14 protein-coding genes are annotated in these 16,274 nt (G+C 61.4%); 8 read left to right on the forward strand and 6 right to left on the reverse strand.

Going from position 1 to position 16,274, the window contains the following annotated elements; translation table 11 throughout:
• Positions 1-18 precede the first annotated feature (18 nt).
• From J3R84_RS27270 to J3R84_RS27285, 4 genes are all read left to right on the forward strand, one after another.
• Positions 19-1,467: a hypothetical protein gene (locus J3R84_RS27270; RefSeq protein WP_225906403.1), complete on the forward strand. Its 1,449-nt coding sequence runs from the start codon at positions 19-21 to the stop codon at positions 1,465-1,467.
• Positions 1,464-2,747 carry a polysaccharide pyruvyl transferase family protein gene (locus J3R84_RS27275; RefSeq protein ID WP_203528782.1) on the forward strand — a complete coding sequence of 428 codons (1,284 nt, stop codon included), beginning with the start codon at positions 1,464-1,466 and terminating at the stop codon, positions 2,745-2,747. Before J3R84_RS27270 ends, J3R84_RS27275 begins: the two co-directional genes overlap by 4 nt.
• A 312-nt stretch (positions 2,748-3,059) precedes the next feature.
• Positions 3,060-3,686, forward strand: a complete 627-nt coding sequence (locus J3R84_RS27280; RefSeq protein WP_239637586.1) for a Crp/Fnr family transcriptional regulator — start codon at positions 3,060-3,062, stop codon at positions 3,684-3,686.
• A gap of 273 nt (positions 3,687-3,959) precedes the next feature.
• Complete coding sequence (locus J3R84_RS27285) at positions 3,960-4,622, forward strand: response regulator transcription factor (RefSeq protein WP_025428340.1); 663 nt, start codon at positions 3,960-3,962, stop codon at positions 4,620-4,622.
• Between the two features lie 227 nt (positions 4,623-4,849).
• Here the strand turns inward: J3R84_RS27285 and J3R84_RS27290 are convergent, their stop codons facing one another.
• The 4 genes from J3R84_RS27290 to J3R84_RS27305 form a co-directional block, all read right to left on the reverse strand.
• On the reverse strand, positions 4,850-5,428 hold the full coding sequence (locus tag J3R84_RS27290) for a DUF922 domain-containing Zn-dependent protease (protein WP_203528825.1): 579 nt from the start codon (positions 5,426-5,428) through the stop codon (positions 4,850-4,852).
• Between the two features lie 193 nt (positions 5,429-5,621).
• The gene (locus tag J3R84_RS27295; protein ID WP_203528780.1) at positions 5,622-8,774 is read right to left on the reverse strand and encodes an efflux RND transporter permease subunit; all 3,153 of its coding nucleotides are present in this window, start codon (positions 8,772-8,774) and stop codon (positions 5,622-5,624) included.
• A 26-nt stretch (positions 8,775-8,800) separates the two neighbouring features.
• Positions 8,801-9,952, reverse strand: coding sequence for an efflux RND transporter periplasmic adaptor subunit (locus tag J3R84_RS27300; protein ID WP_203528824.1), 1,152 nt, complete (start codon positions 9,950-9,952; stop codon positions 8,801-8,803).
• Positions 9,953-10,019: 67 nt separating this feature from the next.
• A complete protein-coding gene (locus J3R84_RS27305; RefSeq protein ID WP_057212998.1) occupies positions 10,020-10,628 on the reverse strand; it encodes a TetR/AcrR family transcriptional regulator in 609 nt (202 codons plus the stop codon).
• Between the two features lie 219 nt (positions 10,629-10,847).
• Between J3R84_RS27305 and J3R84_RS27310 the strand changes: the two genes are divergently transcribed.
• Complete coding sequence (locus J3R84_RS27310) at positions 10,848-11,816, forward strand: DUF808 domain-containing protein (protein ID WP_025428335.1); 969 nt, start codon at positions 10,848-10,850, stop codon at positions 11,814-11,816.
• A 97-nt stretch (positions 11,817-11,913) separates the two neighbouring features.
• Here the strand turns inward: J3R84_RS27310 and J3R84_RS27315 are convergent, their stop codons facing one another.
• A complete protein-coding gene (locus J3R84_RS27315) occupies positions 11,914-12,675 on the reverse strand; it encodes a L,D-transpeptidase (protein WP_203528778.1) in 762 nt (253 codons plus the stop codon).
• A 108-nt stretch (positions 12,676-12,783) separates the two neighbouring features.
• On the opposite strand from J3R84_RS27315, the gene J3R84_RS27320 reads away from it, so the two are divergent.
• The 3 genes from J3R84_RS27320 (at position 12,784) to J3R84_RS27330 (ending at position 15,221) form a co-directional block, all read left to right on the forward strand.
• A complete protein-coding gene (locus J3R84_RS27320) occupies positions 12,784-13,446 on the forward strand; it encodes a response regulator (protein WP_203528776.1) in 663 nt (220 codons plus the stop codon).
• A complete protein-coding gene (locus J3R84_RS27325; protein ID WP_203528774.1) occupies positions 13,446-14,801 on the forward strand; it encodes an ATP-binding protein in 1,356 nt (451 codons plus the stop codon). The genes J3R84_RS27320 and J3R84_RS27325 overlap by 1 nt, the downstream gene beginning before the upstream one ends.
• Before the next feature lie 69 nt (positions 14,802-14,870).
• The gene (locus tag J3R84_RS27330) at positions 14,871-15,221 is read left to right on the forward strand and encodes a DUF1801 domain-containing protein (RefSeq protein ID WP_113569678.1); all 351 of its coding nucleotides are present in this window, start codon (positions 14,871-14,873) and stop codon (positions 15,219-15,221) included.
• A gap of 18 nt (positions 15,222-15,239) precedes the next feature.
• On the opposite strand, the gene J3R84_RS27335 is transcribed toward J3R84_RS27330, so the two are convergent.
• Positions 15,240-16,202: a LysR family transcriptional regulator gene (locus J3R84_RS27335; RefSeq protein WP_203528771.1), complete on the reverse strand. Its 963-nt coding sequence runs from the start codon at positions 16,200-16,202 to the stop codon at positions 15,240-15,242.
• Between the last annotated feature and the right edge of the window lie 72 nt (positions 16,203-16,274).

A 16,274-nucleotide genomic window follows, 5' to 3' on the forward strand; every position in this document is an offset into this window, starting at 1 on the left:
GCAACTGGAACTGGTGGCATGAGCTTTGAACTGATCGGCTTCGTTACCGTGCTTGTGGGTTTGGGCGTGCTGATGGCGCCCATTCACTGGGCGTTGACGTTCATGGTCGTCTCAACTGCTCTCGGCTCTGCCGCTGCCATCGGCCTTCCGGCACTTGGCGGCGCATCCATCCTCGTTCCAAATGTTTTCCTGCTGTTTTTCGGCCTCAGGGTCCTGATGGCCTATGGCGAAGGTCCGGTGCTGGCGGCCTTCGTGCCTGCCGGTGCCGGCTTCTGGCTGATGGTGCTCACCCTTTTCGGCGTGCTGACGGCGATCCTGTCGCCTCGCCTGTTCCAGGGCGCCGTCGACGTGATGACGGTCGAGCGATCTGTTGGTGCGAGAAGCTTCATATCGCTGTCATCGCTGCGGTTTTCGTCCAACAACATAACGCAGGCCGTCTATGCACTCGGCGGACTTGCCTGTTTCGGATTCTGCCATGCCTATCTGCGCCGGACGGCCGCGCCGTCGCACCTCATCCACGCCATCCTCATTGCCGCTACCGTCAACCTCGCTTTCGCCGCGGCCGACATTCTCACTTATTTCTCCGGCACCGAGTATCTGCTGAGCGTGGTGCGGACGGCCAACTACGCCCTTCTGACCGCCGTGGAAAAAGGTGGGTTGAAACGGATTTCCGGATCGTTCCCCGAGGCATCGGCCTTTGCCGACTACACCTTGATCCTGTTTGCCGCGACCGCGAGCCTCTGGCTCGACCGGGTGCGCTCACGGGCGACAGCCCTCCTGGCGATCGCCTCGCTTGCCGGCCTGGTGTTTTCGACTTCTGCCACGGCACTGCTCGGGTTGGCCGTGGTCTTCCCGTTTCTCTGGATACGTTCGATTGTGACGGTCTTCGAACGGAGAAAGCCCGGACGTCCGGTGTTTCTCGCCGCCCTTTTCCTGGTCGTACCGCTCGTCATCCTCACGGTCGTCAACTTGTTCCCGGAGGTGGTGTCGACTGTTTACGATTTTCTCGATGAGATGCTGCTGTCAAAGGCCGACAGCCAGTCCGGCCGCGAGCGCGCGATGTGGAACGCCGCAGCCTATGAGGCGTTCGTCAACACCTCCGGCATGGGGGCCGGCCTGGGGAGCGCCCGCGCCTCCAGCTACCTACTGGTTCTGCTCTCGAATGTCGGGGTCCTTGGGCTCGTCATCTTCTGGGTCTTCGTCGCGGCCATTCTGTGCGCTCGCGCGGCACCAGACGCCGGGCGGCGGGCGGAAAGCCTTGCCGCGCTTCGGGCAGCAAAGGCCGGCTTTATCGCGGCCCTCAGCACCGCTCTGGTATCGGGCACCGTCTATGATCTGGGCCTGATGTTCTACATTCTCGCCGGCAGCGCGTCGGCGCTGACATGCCGGCAAATCGCCGAGGCAGAAGCGCCGCGACCGCGACTGGTTGGTGTGACAAGCCCGCGCCGCATGGGAGGCTCCCGATGAAAATTGTCATCTTCAACGTCAAATACAGCGAAAACCTGGGTGACGGCATTCTGGCGCAGTGCCTGGAGACCGCGCTGGCGCGTGGAGCCAAGGGATTGGAGGTCAAGACGATCGATCTCGCAGGCAGGACGGCATTCGGCACCGGCGGTGGCGGGCGCCGCCGACTGTTGCTGAAGGTACTGCAAGCGCTGCCGTCATTCGCGCGTCGGCTGGTCGTAAGACAGGCGCTTAGCCCGACACTCCGTCGATTGCAGGTCGAATGGCAAAAGGAGATTGACGCCGCGGATGCGGTCGTCATCGGCGGGGGAAACCTGTTTCAGGACGACGACCTGAACTTCCCGCTGAAAGTCGGCGCAGCACTCGATTGTGTCAACCGCAGCGGCAAGCCGCTGGCGGTCTATGCCGTCGGCACCAGCCGGGACTGGTCGTCGCAGGCAAGGCAGCTTTTCGGCATGATCGATGAGAGCCAGGTCGTCCACGTTTCGGTTCGTGACACGATCGCCGGCCGCAACTGGCTCGCCCACTTTCCAGCCGGCCCGCACGCCCGGATACTGCCCGATCCCGGGCTGCTCGTCGGGGAAATCGTCGCGTACCACGCGCTCGAGCCACTGAAGGCAGATGACCGGGCAATCGGCATCTGCGTCACTGACCCGCTCATTCTGCGCCGACATTCCAGCCATGGCTCGGCTGGAACTCCTTTTCGGCATGCCGACGACTATCACCAGTTGCTAGGCCTGATGCTCGATGCCGGATATCGGATTTGCCTCTTCACCAATGGAGCCCAGGAAGACCAGACCTTTGCGCGGCGCATTCTCGGCGGTGACGGTCTCGCCGACCACATCGACAGCGGTGATCTCTACCTCGCCCCTCGTCCCAAAACGCCCGAGGAACTGATCCACATCATCGCATCGACGCAGGTGATACTGGCGCATCGCCTTCACGCCTGCATCGCCGCCTATTCCCTCGGCGTGCCGCAGGTCGGTCTCGGCTGGGATGCGAAAGTCGAAGGCTTCTTCCAGTTCGTTGGCCGACCGGAGTATTTTGCCAACGGACCCGACATCTCCGCTCGCGATGTGGCCTCCTTGCTTGAAGAGGCAGCCCGCAAGGGCATCGATCCCACGGCCCATGCCTCGATACTCAATCAAGCCCGCAACGGCATCTCGCAGCTGCGAGAGTGCCTGGAGGCGCACCAAAACCGCAGCGCAGGCCCGACGATCCAGCCGGTGGTTGTGCCAAGCGGCAGAGCCTTATCCGGCTATGCGTTGTCGCACGGTCTCTAACCGTAACGGGTCACACAGTGTTGATCGCGCGGTTATCGGCACCTTAGTGGTCCAAAACCCAAATGCTTCAGCTAATTAGGACCGGTACCCACCCGGCCGGATTAAGCTCATATCGATGTGATTTCCCGCCATTACTAATCCTCTTGGGTAATATTCCTAACCGCCGGTTGTTTGCTATATACTTAAGTACAATCGAATGGACCGAAGAGAGAGTGCGCCTTTATGGTGGGGCAACTTGGGGCATTTATAGGATCGTCACGGTTTAGAGAATTGTCGAGTTTCGACACGGATCAGCAGAGGTCCGAACTCTCCGTGGCGCGAAAACGGGTATTCCCGGCGGGCTCGATACTATTCGAGCCCGAAGGTCGATCATGCGTCCTGTTCTTCATCTCCGGCTGGTGCGTCAGCCGGAAGATTCTGGCAAATGGCACCCGCATCGTCATCGATTTCATGCTGCGCGGAGATATGCTCTGGACCCTGTCGTCGGAAATGACGCAGGAAACAATCCAGGCGCTGTCCGACGTTGCCGTCTACGAGTTCGCGGTGCCTCCCGGCACCGGCGGCCCCAATCTGTCGCAGAGAATCCAGCAGAACTTCGTGCACGAGATGCTCAAGCGCCAGGTCAGGATGACCGAGCGGCTGGCAAACATCGCACGTCGCGACGCACTGGAGCGTACCGGGCATCTCTTGCTCGAGCTCGCAGTCCGCGCCGGTAAACCCGACAGGCCGGGATTTGACGGTTTCGATTGCCCGCTGACGCAGTCCGACATCGGCGACGCCGTCGGCTTGTCGACCGTGCACATCAATCGCGTTCTGAAGGAGATGCGGTTGAAGGGATTGCTGTCGTTCAGGAATGGCATCGTCGAATTTCTCGATCGCAGACGCCTGGCCGAATTGGTGGACTTCGATCCGGGCTATCTCAGCACGAATCCCGGTTGATTCATTGCGAGGGCTTTAACCTGTGTTAATGCGCACCGACAATATATGTGATCTGATTACAAAATTATAAGAAGAAAATACGAGAGGACTCCGAGGGAATATCAACACCAATACTTGTATCTAGAATATTTACACCTAACAAAATAAGAATAAAAAGGAGAAAATTCAATGGATATTCGTACAGCAACAATTGCAAGAACCTCCACGACGCGACCAACATCCCTCCCAAGCGTGCTTGAACAGCGTCTGCCCCAAAGTCTGGCGGGTTCGGATATGACCGATCAGGAGGAAGATCTCGACTACATCCTGCTCATCGACCCTCGTGCTCTCGACCGGGAGTGCCTGTCGAAAAGCCTGACGGGCTATGACCCCGGCCTGACGATCGTCACAGTCGGATCCTTTGACGAGTGGCGCGGCCGCAAATTGCAGACAGACCCTTCCGCCGTTCTTCTCATCGTCGGCGGCGGCAAAGTGGGTGACCTTGCCGTCTGCGAAAAGATCGAAACTCTGGTTGAGAAGTTCAAATACAGCCCGGTGATCGTTGTTGCCGAAACGGATGAACTCGGCCAAATTCTTAAGGCATTGGAATGCGGTGCCCGTGGCTACATTCCAAGCAATGTCGGCATCAATGTCGCCGCCGAAGCGATTGCGCTGGCGCGCGCCGGTGGCGTCTTCGTTCCGGCAAGCAGTATCCTGACGATGAGAGAGGCAATAAATTCGGTCGTGAATGGCGCCCGTTGCTCCGACAGTCTGTTCACGCCTCGGGAAATCGAAGTCGCCGAAGCCTTGCGCCGTGGAAAGGCAAACAAGATCATCGCCTATGAGATGGATCTGTGTGAAAGCACCGTGAAGGTTCACATCAGAAACATCATGAAAAAGCTGAACGCGACCAACCGCACCGAGGTCGCCTACAAGATCAGAGAATTCATGAAGTAAGCCGCCGATAGCAAACGAACCGGCAGACGTTGCGAATAACGGCGGCTCCGGCAGGCGTGTTTTTGATCAAGGCTTGCTGACCGTGGTTTGCAATCGGCTGACTCGTCTCCTATATCCGGCATCCGGGCGATATGGGGCGGCATGTGTAGTTTCGAGATGCGCCCCGGCAAGAGATTGTCGGGGATGCCGTTGCGGCGCACGAAATGGCGCATGCCCGTGAGCCTCGGTCAACGGCTTCCGGCACCATTGACGAGATTGAGTATGAGTTGATGGATATTGCCGCCATCACTGAGTTCGACGCGGTCGAAGTCCCGGCTTCTCTGGCGTTGAGCAACAGACAGCTCGCCGAGCCGCCTCGTCAGCTCAGTCCTGATCTTGCGGCAGTTGGGGTCTGCGTCTACCGAGAGCCCGACTGATGTGGTCTTGATCGCCTTCACCAGATCCTTGATGTAGTCGCCGTGAACAAGCTCGTGCTTGCGAACGCCTGCGAAAAAGGTTTCCCAGTTCTCTACCATGCCCCCCTGCAGCGGCTTCGACGGCTTCGGCAGCGTATAGGTGATGATGAGCTTCGGCTTGGCCGAAACGAGCGTGCAGGCGTTGCCTTGCGGTTCGTATTTCCGGGTCCAGGTCAGCTTGAAGTCCGTGTGAGCGATGGCCCGAACCAGCCCGCCGACCTTTGGCCCCCGCTCGCCGATCGACGCATAAAGCTCGGCGCCGGTCTGCCCCGAGATCGCATAGGTGCGGACCTTTTCCACCGCCTGCCATTCCGCATGCGCCATGCACGGCAACGAAAATGCGCAAACCATCGTACTGCAGAAGAAAACGCTTCGCTTCACCCGAATCCCCTGGAAGGCACCTGAACGCGGGCGACCCTACTGCATAATTTCCAGATCGGCATCGATTTATGGAGAAAGGCGGCCGCACAATCGCGCGGCCACCTTCAATCGATAGTGCGCTCCGGGGACGCCGAGCTGGTAGCTGCTATGGCGGAGGTCAGTGCTACTCGGCAGCAACCGCAGGCGGATAGATCATCGGCGCCGCAGACTCGGCCTTGCCCGCTTCACCGGATTCCGGTTCTGATGTCTGCTTCTTCGGTTCCCGGCCGAAGAAGAGCGCGTAACCGGCCGGCAGCACCAGAATTGTCAGAACGGTGGCGACAAGGATGCCGCCCATCATCGCATAGGCCAAGGGCCCCCAGAAGACGCCGCGCGAGATCGGGATCAGCGCCAGAACCGCGGTCAGTGCTGTCAGCGTGATCGGGCGGAACCTGCGCACGGCCGAGCCGATGATAGCTTCGGAGCGATCCATGCCCGCGGCAATGTCCTGATCGATCTGGTCCACCAGGATGATCGAATTGCGCATGATGATGCCGAGCAACGCGATAACCCCGAGGATGGCGACGAAGCCGAAGGGGGCGCCGCTGATCAGCAGCGCCGCCGCCGCCCCGATTATGCCGAGCGGACCGGTTGCCAGAACCAGCATCGCCTTGCCGAAATGCTGCAGCTGGACCATCAAGAGCACGACGATGACCGCCAGCATGATCGGCGCCTTGGCGGCGATCGAACCCTGGCTTTCGGCCGCGTCTTCGGCGCCGCCCTGGATGCTGATGCTGTATCCGGGCGAAAGACCATCGCGCAGCGTCTGCATGTCGCCATACATCTTCAACGCCACATCGTTCGGCTGCACGCCGTCGGGCAAGGTGCCGCGAACGGTAATCGTCGGCAGCCGGTCCCTGCGCCATTCGATGCCTTGCTCGAGCACGGGCACGACCTTGGCCACCTGAGACAACGGAACGAAGCTGCCGAAATCGGTCGGGATGTAGACGGATTCCACCGACGAGAGCAGCGCACGGGTCGCATCCGGCTCACGGGCGACGATCGAGACCGTCTCCTCGCCATCACGGAAGTTGTCGAGCGGCACGCCGGACATGGTGGCCTGCAGCATCTGCCGGACGCGCTGCGAGGTGACGCCGAGCGCACGGGCGCGATCCTGGTCGATAACCAGCTTCATTGCCGTCACCGGCTCCAGCCAATCGTCGTGCACGGCACCAAGCTGCGGGTTTTCGGCAAACTTCGCCTTCACCTGGTCGGCGATGCGGCGCACCTCCTGGCGGTCCGGACCCATGACGCGCATCTGCACCGGCCAGCCGGTCGGCGGGCCGAGGAAGAGGCGATCGACCTTGGAGCGGATCGACGGGAAATCCTCGGCAAGGATCTTGCGCAGCTTGACGATCAGCCGTTCGCGTGCCGGCTCGTCATTGGCCATCACGAGGAGCTGGGCGAAATTCGGATTGCGCAATTGCTGGTCAAGCGGCAGGAAGAAGCGCGGCGCGCCCTCGCCGATATAGGTCGCGATGAAGCGTTTGTCCGCATCGTCGATCATCCGCGCTTCGAGCGCCTTGGCCTCACTTTCGACTTGCTTGATGCTGGTGCCTTCCGGCAGCCAGAGATCGACGAGGATTTCCGGACGGGAGGATTGCGGGAAGAAGTTCTTGGGTATGAACTGGAACGCCCACAGGCTGACGAAGAAGGCGACAAGCATCATCGACAGCACGATGATGCGATGGTGAACCGCCCAGGAGACCGTCGAGCGCAGCCGCCGATAAAAACGAGTGTCGAAGACATCGTGATGGCCGCCGGCATGGGAGCGCTGCTTCAGGATCATGTTGCCGAGCCAGGGCGTGAAGTAGACGGCGACGAACCACGAGACCACCAGCGCGATGCCGACGACGTAGAACAGCGAGCGGACATATTCGCCCGCCGTCGAGGCGGCAAAACCGACCGGGATGAAGCCGGCGGTGGTAATCAGCGTGCCCGTTAGCATCGGGAAGGCCGTCGAAGAATAGGCGAAGCTTGCTGCCTCGACCTTGACCAGCCCCTCCTCCAGCTTGCGCTCCATCATCTCGACAACAATCATCGCGTCATCGACCAGGAGCCCGAGAGCGATGATCAGCGCCCCGAGCGAGATGCGCTGCAGGTCAATGCCAAGCTCGTACATGATGGCAAAGGTCGCCGCCAGCACCAGCGGAATGGTGATGGCGATCACCAGGCCGGAGCGCCAGCCGATCGACAGGAACGAGACAACAAGCACAATCACCAGCGCCTCGCCGAGCGCCTTCATGAATTCGCCGACGGCTTCCGTGACCACTTCCGGCTGGTTGGAGATCTGATCGACGACCATGCCATAGGGCAATGCCGCCTCGAAACGCTGATAGGTCTCTTCGACGGCCGTACCGACATCGGTCACCTTGAAGCCCTTGGCCATCACCACGCCGATCTGCACGCTGTCCTGACCGTTGAAGCGGAACTTGCGAGAATAGGGATCCTCCAGCCCCGAGGAGACGGTGGCGATATCGCCGAGGCGGGTGACCTGCCCACCGGCCGTCAGGCTGAGGTTGCGCAGATCCTCGACCTTGTCGAGGCCGCCCTCGACGGAAATGCGCACGGAGCGCGAACCGGTATCGACCGAACCTGCGGGATCGACATTGTTCTGACCGGCGATGGTATTCCTGAGGTCGTTGAGCGTCAGCCCGCGCGCAGCCAACACCTTGGAAGAAACGTCGATATAGATCTTTTCGGGTTGATCGCCGAGGATCACCGCCTTCTCGACGCCGGGTGTCGTCAGCAGCATGTCGCGCGCCTGGATCGCGAACTTCTTCAGTTCGGGATAGCTGTAACCGTCGCCGCTCAATGAATGCAGCGTGATGAAGGTGTCGCCGAACTCGTCGTTGAAATAGGGCCCGTGCAGCCCTTCCGGCAGCTCACTGGCGATATCACCGACTTTCTTGCGGACCTGATAGAACGCGTCGGCCACCTGCTGGGCATTCGTGTCACCCTCGACCTGCAGGGTGATGATCGCGCTTCCGGCGCGGGTATAGGAGCGCACGAAATCGAGATGCGGGGTTTCCTGCAGCTTGCGCTCGATCTTGTTGACGACCTGATCCTCCATCTCCTGGATCGAGGCGCCCGGCCAGAAAGCCTGCACGACCATGACGCGGAAGGTGAAGTCCGGATCTTCCTTCTGCCCCATCCGCATCAAACCGAGCGCGCCGGTGATGATGATCAGGCCGAACAGGAACCGCGCGATACTGGGATGGGCGATCGCCCAGCGCGAAAGATTGAAAGGCCGTTTTTCTTCTGACGGTAGGGACATCGGCATCATTCCGCGGTTGGGTTGGTTCAGCGCACGATTTCGGCGGCTGCGGTCTTGTCGGTCGCGGCGGACTGGCGGGCGATATCGCCCGATATCGCAACCTTCAGGTCTTCGGTCATGAACTGCGTGCCGGCGGCAACGATCAGATCGCCGCGCTTCAGCCCGTCGACCACGCGCACGCCCTCGCCGGTAAAGTCGGCAACGGTGATCGTCCTGCTCTTCACGGTCTCGCTGTCACGGTCGACGACCCACACCGTTGTTTCACCGTCCTTCTGAGCCAAAGCGCTCAAGGGCACGGACATGTGGCGCTCGGCGTCATCAGCCGAAGCCAGGATGGTTGCGGTCATGCCGAGCAGAATGCGCGGATCGTTGGGCAGACTGACGCGCACGGCAAAAGTTCGCGACGGCTGTTCGGCACTGCCCGCGACCTCGCGCACCTTGCCGTCGAGGATCAGGCCCTGATCGGACCAGAAGCCGGCCTTTACCGCCATGCCCGGTTTGAAATTGGCGACATCGACTTCCGGGACGGCGATGAGCACTTCCTTCTCGCCGTCGACGGCGACGGTGGCGACAGGCGTGCCGGAGCCGACCACCTGTCCGACATCGGCAGCAATTGCAGCGACGATGCCGCTACGGTCAGCAACCAGTTCGGTATAGGTCACCTGGTTCTTCGCCTGGGACAGCGCCGAGCTTGCGGCATCGCGCGTTGCCACGGCCTGGTTATGGCTGAGTGTTGCCTGGTCGAGCTGCGCCTGGGAGGCGACTTTCCGGGCAAAGAGTTGTTCGGCGCGTGCGCGAACCAATGCGGTCGTCTCGACCTGGCGCTCGGCGGCCTCAAGGTTCGCGGCCGCACTCTTGACTGAAAGATCATAGTCCGTCGCATCGATGCGGGCGAGCGGATCGCCGGACTTCACCCGGTCGCCGACATTCACCAGGCGCTCGGTGATCTTGCCGTTGATGCGAAAGCCGAGGTTCATTTCCGTTCGGGCACGCACCACACCGGAATAGTTCATCTGCCGCGCTTGTCCGGCATCGCTGATTTCGACCACCTTGACCGGCCGCACGACCGGCTTGGCTTCCTCCTGCTCCTGCGAGCAGGCTGCCAGCACCAGGGACATCGCGGCAAGAAGAGCCATCCTTGCGCTCAACGCGAAACGGCTACGGGTTTGAACGGGCATAGACATTTCCGCACTCCTCGGCGGCATCAGCCACACGGTACACATCGGGGGCCGCTACCCGGCCTGGTCAGTTTTTCAGTGCCTTGATCGCAAATTCGATCAGTTCATCCGGCGTCGCCCGATTTTCCTTCGAGAGACATTGAGCCACCATCTGCGGGTGGCAGAGGATCACGGTCGCGGCGCCGAAACATCTGGAGGCCGCGTCGGCGTCCTGTTCGGGGAATTCGCCCGCGAGAATGCCTTCGCGGATCACATCGGCGACAAGGGCGTGCAGACGATCGATGTGCTTGTCGATCACGTGCCAGTCGCGTTCCATCGCGATGACGACCATCTCGTGCACCTTCTGGTCGTCGAGCATGACCTCCACCGTCATTTGATGCTGCGCGCGGATATATTGCCGCAAGCGCTCGGTCGCGCTCAGCGACTGCCGGCAGATGTCCTGAGCCTGCTGATAGCTGGCAGCCAGCATGCGGCCGCAGATCGCCTGATGGATCTCCGCCTTCGAAGCGAAGAAACGGTAGATATTGGCGGGCGACATGCCGAGATCGCGGGCGATGTCGGCCACATTGGTCTTCGAATAGCCGAAATGCCGAAACAGCCGCTCGGCCGCATCCAGGATCCGCGAGACGTTTTCCTGACGCGTCGCGTCCAGCTGGCTGTCGATGCTGTCATCCATGTAAGTCCGCTTTCGATTTACGACTGACGATTTTCATATTTCGTCAGTCGTAAATCGAAAGCGGACCTACGTCAACCGAAACGAGCCACTTTTCGCCTCACGTTATGGTGTCCGCTCGCCAGAGAATTTGCATGTCGTTGACTCGGCACGCGGCGGTGGTTACTGCCGAATCCTGGAGCACCCGCCCCATGGAATTTCAGCGCAAAGGGTTCGCGTTCAATGGCTACTGGTCTCATCGCCCTGCTCGACGACGTTGCCGCCATCGCCAAAATGGCGGCCGCCTCGCTTGACGACGTCGCCGCACAGACCGCAAAGGCCGGCGCAAAAGCAGCAGGCGTGGTCATCGACGACGCAGCCGTGACGCCGCGCTACGTCGTCGGGCTGACACCGGAACGCGAACTGCCGATCATCGGCCGCATTGCGCTCGGCTCGCTCAAGAACAAGATCCTGTTCCTGTTGCCCGGTGCACTGCTGCTCGGCTACTTCGCCCCCTGGGCGATCACCCCGCTGTTGATGCTGGGCGGCATCTACCTCTGCTACGAGGGCGCCGAGAAACTTTATGGCGTCTTCTTTCCGCACGCGGCCCATGAGCACGAAACCGCCGTGCTCGGAGAAAAGACCGATCCCGTCGCGCTTGAAAACGAGAAGGTCGCCGGCGCCGTGCGCACCGATTTCATCCTGTCGGCCGAGATCATGGCGCTCACGCTCTCAACCGTCGCCGATGCCAGCATCTATATGCAGGGCGTGGTGCTTGCCGCGGTCGGCATCGCCATTACGCTTGCCGTCTATGGCGTCGTCGGCCTGATCGTCAAAGCCGACGATGCGGGCGTCGCGCTGGCCAAGACCTCCGTATCGGCGCTACGCGCCATCGGCCGCGGCCTGGTCGTCGGCATGCCGATCTTTCTGAAGGTTCTCGCCGCCATCGGCACTGCGGCGATGCTCTGGGTCGGCGGCAGCATTCTCGTCCACGGCCTTGCCCAGATGGGATATGCCGGCCCGGAACACATCATCCACGACATCTCCGAAGCCGTGGTCCACGCGCTCCCAGTTGCCCCGGGTCTGATCGGCTGGATTGCCACGTCGGCGCAGCAGGCCCTGCTGGCGATCGTCGTCGGCGCTGCAACCATCGCCGTCATGGGCAACATCGTCGCGCCGATCTGGGGACGACTGAGACCTGCGAGCCACTGACCTCGCATCATTGGCGCCGCCACGCTCTGGCCCTGCCCGGGCCAGAGACATGCATGTTCCCTGATCGGTCGATATTGACCGACCGGACAAGCCGCGATCAGCTCGTGGCGAGATGCGCCTTCGACGGATCGGGAATGACGACGATCGGGCTACCGTCTCGGACCTGAGCGTGCAGATAGACCACATCCTGGTTGAGCATGCGGATGCACCCGGACGAGACGGCCTTGCCGATCGACCGTGCCTCGGGACTGCCATGGATGCGGTAGAGCGTGTCCTTGCCGTCCTTATGGATATAGAGCGCCCGCGCGCCCAAAGGGTTCTTCAGGCCCGGCCCCATGCCGCCGTTCTTGATGCTGTAGGGCTCGAGCCTCGGCTGCCGCGCCACCATTTCGTCGGGCGGCGTCCAGCGCGGCCATTTCCGTTTATAGGCGACCACCGCCCGCCCGGACCAGGCAAAACCCTCGCGGCCGACACCGATGCCATAGCGCATGGCGCGCTGGCCGGGCAACACGTGGTAGAGGTGTTTCGCCGGCGTATCGACGATGATCGTGCCCGGCCGCTCCTGTGTCGGATAGTCGACTTCCTGGCGCCAGAACTTCGGATCGACCTGGGAGACATCGACCGCGGGAATGGGAAATTGCTCATCCGGCATCGCGTCGTACATCGGCGGAACGGTGCCCTTGAGCGGCGGCGTCATCTCGACCACCGTCGGCTTCGGTGTCGGGCGCGCGGTTGCTGCACAACCTGAAAGCAGGATGGCCGTCGCGCCAACGAAAAGGCTGCGGCGCGTCAGCGAGCCGCCGGATCGCAAATAGGTTCTGGCTGATGGTAACGGGTTCAGTTCATCTATATCGGACATTCATCGACTCGGGGCTTGTTACGATGACGCCCAAAGGAATGCGCTACCTTAAGGCTGCCTTAAGGGAGGTGCTAAACAACCGCCGTCGGTTAATTCGTGGAGACCTAAGTGCGGGTACTGATTGTCGAAGACGATGACATTTTGCGCGACGGGCTGAAGGTCGGTTTGGCGCTCGCCGGTTTTACCACCGATGCCGTCGCCACCCGGGAGAGCGCCGACGCGGCGCTGGCCGCAGGCAAGTTCGACGCCGTCGTCCTTGATCTCATGCTGCCGGACGGCTCCGGTGCGGACGTGCTGAAAAAACTGCGCGACGCACGCAACGACACGCCGGTGCTGCTCTTGACCGCCCGCGACACGGTCGCCGATCGCGTCAGCGGGCTGGACATGGGCGCCGACGACTATCTCGGTAAACCCTTTGACCTCGATGAGGTGGCAGCACGGTTGCGCGCGCTCGCGCGCCGATCCGCCGGTCGATCGACCGCCTTCATCGAATGGTCGACGATCCGGCTCGATCCAGCCCGGCAATCGGTGGAAAAGGCAGGCGCGCCGGTCCGGCTCTCGCGTCGGGAATATTCCATCCTGCATGCGCTGATGTCGCAGCCGGGCGCGATCTTTTCGAAGGCGATGCTGGAGGACAAGCTTTACGGCTGGCAGGAAGAGGTCGAAAGCAACGCGGTCGAGGTGCATATCCATCACCTGCGCAGCAAGCTCGGCTCAAGCCTGATCGAAACCGTCAGGGGCATCGGCTACCGGCTCGGCAGCAACATCTGATGCGATCGATCCGCGCACGCCTCTTCTTCATATTGCTCGTCACCACCGGGCTCATGTGGCTTTCGGCCACCCTATGGATCTTCTTCAGCACCCGCGCCGAGGTCGAGCAGGTGCTCGACGCCCGACTGATGGAGGCGGCGAAGATGGTCAGCTCGCTTGTGGTCAACCAGGAGATCGACCCGGATAAGCCGGCGCAGACGAAGGCAAAGATCCCGGTGCTCGAGCACCCGCATTACGACCGGCAGCTTTCTTGCCAGATCTGGTCGCTGGACGGCACCCTGATCGGCAAGTCGGAAAGCGCGCCGGAGACGACGCTGTCGGCGCATGCGACCGGCCTTTCCGAGACGGTGATCAATGGCGAAACCTGGCGGGTCTACGCGGTCGAGAATGCCGAGCTTGGCGTGCGCGTGCTCGTCGGCGACAACCTGCGCATCCGCGACAGGCTGGTCAACGACGTCGTCAAAGGCCTGCTCTTTCCGGCCCTCCTGATCATACCGCTGCTGGCGACCCTGATCTGGCTGAGCGTCGGGCGTGGTCTGGCACCGCTCAGAAAACTGGCGGGCGATCTTGCCGCCCGCGACGCCTCGGACCTGCACCCGATCAAGGAGACCGCAACACCGAGCGAGATCAGTCCCGTGCTTCGCGCATTGAACGGTCTCTTCGGCCGCGTCGCCGGCGCACGTCAGCGCGAGCAGAATTTTATCGCCTTTGCCGCCCATGAACTTAGAACGCCGCTTGCCGGGCTGAAAACCCAGGCCCAGGTGGCGCTGGCGAGCAACGATGCCGAAATCCGCGAAAAGGCTCTCGGCCAGATTGTTGCTGGTGTTGACCGCACCGGACGGCTCGTCCGGCAGTTGCTCGACATCGCGTCGGTCGAAGCGTCGGAAAAGGCGCGCACCGTGGCCGAGGTCAATCCCGGCGAGATGCTGGTTTCGCTCAGGAGCGAACTGCTTGGCCATGCCGGCAGTGCCGCGACGGTTGTCGTCGATCCCAGTCTTTGCAAGCTGCAGGTCAGGACCAATCCGGATCTGCTGCGACTTGCCGCCCGCAATCTGATGGAAAATGCGCTCCATCACTCGCCGGCCAGCGGAATGATCCTCTGCTGGCTTGAAAGCGACGACGGAACGACCACGATTGCGATCGATGACGATGGCCCGGGCATTCCGCCGGAGGAGATGCCCCACGTCACCGAGCGTTTCTTCCGCGGACGCTTCAGGGCCGCGATCGGCAGCGGCCTCGGCCTCAGCATTGCCGAACTCGCGCTCGATCACGCGGGCGCCGCGTTGGTTTTGCGAAACAAGGTCGGGGGTGGATTGTCCGCCAGGATCGTCCTGCCCAAACACCTCATCGCGTGAGCATAGTCGGCGCACGTCGCGTGATATTGGTGCGTTCAGAATTCTGCAACGAGTCGTAAGCGAGCCATTATGGACAAGCGCATTGAAGCCTTCCTCGCCGATATTCGCGACCGCGGCGACACACAGTTCGCGATTGTTTCGCGGCTGCGCGAGATCGCATTGGCGTCCGGGGCGGGCATTTCGGAAGAGATCAAATATGGCGGCTTGCTGTTTTCCGCCGCGCGACCGTTCTGCGGCATATTTCCGTATTCGGCCCATGTCACCCTGGAATTCAGCGAGGGCGCCGCGCTACCGGACGCGCATGGCGTGCTGATGGGTCAAGGCAAGGCGCGCCGCCACATCAAGATGCATTGCCTGTCCGATATCGCGGCAAAGCATGTGGCCGCCTATGTTGACTTGGCTTTGAGAGCCGCCGGCTGATCGATTGCGGACGCCGCGTCAGCGGATCGCACCATTCGACGGCATGCTGACTTTCTCCACGTAGTAGCGCGGAATGCCTGTGCGCTCCCGGTCGCGATAAAAGTCGATGCAGAATTCGACAAAGGCCCTGAAGCGCTTCGACACGTGCCGCCGGCGCGAATAGATCAGGTTGATCGCCGTTTTCGGCGAACTCCATTCGGCCAGAACAGGCTGAAGCAATCCCGCTTGCCGCTCCGTCTCCACGAAGAATTCCGGCAGATAGGCGATGCCCTCGCCGGCAACCGCGAAATACTTGATCGTCCAATAGTCGTTGGTGGTGCAGGTTGCCGCCGGCAGCAGATCGATCTCGGCATCGCCGTCGCGCGTCAGATACCAGGATTGCAGGCGTGTCTGCTGGCGAAAGACGAGCCCGCGATGGCCGGCGAGGTCGTCGGGCTTAAGCGGTGCGCCGTGCCGGGCGATGTATTCGGGGCTCGCAACGAGACCGTAAGATGAGACCGAGAGCCGGCGACTGATGTAGTCGACATCTGATGGTTCGCCCCAGTGAAAGATGCCGTCGAGCGCCTGCTCGGTGACCTCGGAGAACGGTTGCCGCGAGCTCAGAAAAACGACGTCGAGATTGACCTGCGGATATTGCTGGCGAAATGCGTAGAGCAGTTCGGATGTGATCGTCGTGCCGAATTCGCCGGTCGAGCCGACGCGCAGCGTGCCCGCTACCTCCTGCCGCATCTCGGCCATCGCCGTTGCCGCATCCTCGCAATTCGACTGGATGAGCCGGGCATAACGCAGGAACTCCGCTCCGGCGTCGGTCACATGCAGCTGATGCCCCTCGCGCACGAAGAGTTCGATGCCGAACTCGTCCTCCAGCTGCCGGATCTTGTGGCTGAGGGTCGATTTCGGCAGCCGATGCAGGCGGGAAGCCGCTGAAATCGAACGGGAATCGGCAACTTTCACGAAGCAGTCGAGAAGCGAGAGATCCATTTTTCGTCCAAAATCCTGTACGATATGTCCGATAAATACGCCATTTCGGCCCATTGTACAAACGAAACCAAA

This window comes from Ensifer canadensis, from assembly GCF_017488845.2.
Taxonomy (GTDB): domain Bacteria; phylum Pseudomonadota; class Alphaproteobacteria; order Rhizobiales; family Rhizobiaceae; genus Ensifer; species Ensifer canadensis.

What these genes read in the sequence shown, in the direction of transcription:
- J3R84_RS27330 (WP_113569678.1), top strand. Translation starts at nt 14,871, where the DNA reads ATGGACAAGCGCATTGAAGCCTTCCTCGCCGATATTCGCGACCGCGGC.
- J3R84_RS27325 (WP_203528774.1), top strand. Translation starts at nt 13,446, where the DNA reads ATGCGATCGATCCGCGCACGCCTCTTCTTCATATTGCTCGTCACCACC.
- J3R84_RS27290 (WP_203528825.1), bottom strand. Translation starts at nt 5,428, where the DNA reads ATGGTTTGCGCATTTTCGTTGCCGTGCATGGCGCATGCGGAATGGCAG.
- J3R84_RS27300 (WP_203528824.1), bottom strand. Translation starts at nt 9,952, where the DNA reads ATGCCCGTTCAAACCCGTAGCCGTTTCGCGTTGAGCGCAAGGATGGCT.
- J3R84_RS27275 (WP_203528782.1), top strand. Translation starts at nt 1,464, where the DNA reads ATGAAAATTGTCATCTTCAACGTCAAATACAGCGAAAACCTGGGTGAC.
- J3R84_RS27285 (WP_025428340.1), top strand. Translation starts at nt 3,960, where the DNA reads ATGACCGATCAGGAGGAAGATCTCGACTACATCCTGCTCATCGACCCT.
- J3R84_RS27305 (WP_057212998.1), bottom strand. Translation starts at nt 10,628, where the DNA reads ATGGATGACAGCATCGACAGCCAGCTGGACGCGACGCGTCAGGAAAAC.
- J3R84_RS27295 (WP_203528780.1), bottom strand. Translation starts at nt 8,774, where the DNA reads ATGTCCCTACCGTCAGAAGAAAAACGGCCTTTCAATCTTTCGCGCTGG.
- J3R84_RS27335 (WP_203528771.1), bottom strand. Translation starts at nt 16,202, where the DNA reads ATGGATCTCTCGCTTCTCGACTGCTTCGTGAAAGTTGCCGATTCCCGT.
- J3R84_RS27315 (WP_203528778.1), bottom strand. Translation starts at nt 12,675, where the DNA reads ATGTCCGATATAGATGAACTGAACCCGTTACCATCAGCCAGAACCTAT.
- J3R84_RS27310 (WP_025428335.1), top strand. Translation starts at nt 10,848, where the DNA reads ATGGCTACTGGTCTCATCGCCCTGCTCGACGACGTTGCCGCCATCGCC.
- J3R84_RS27270 (WP_225906403.1), top strand. Translation starts at nt 19, where the DNA reads ATGAGCTTTGAACTGATCGGCTTCGTTACCGTGCTTGTGGGTTTGGGC.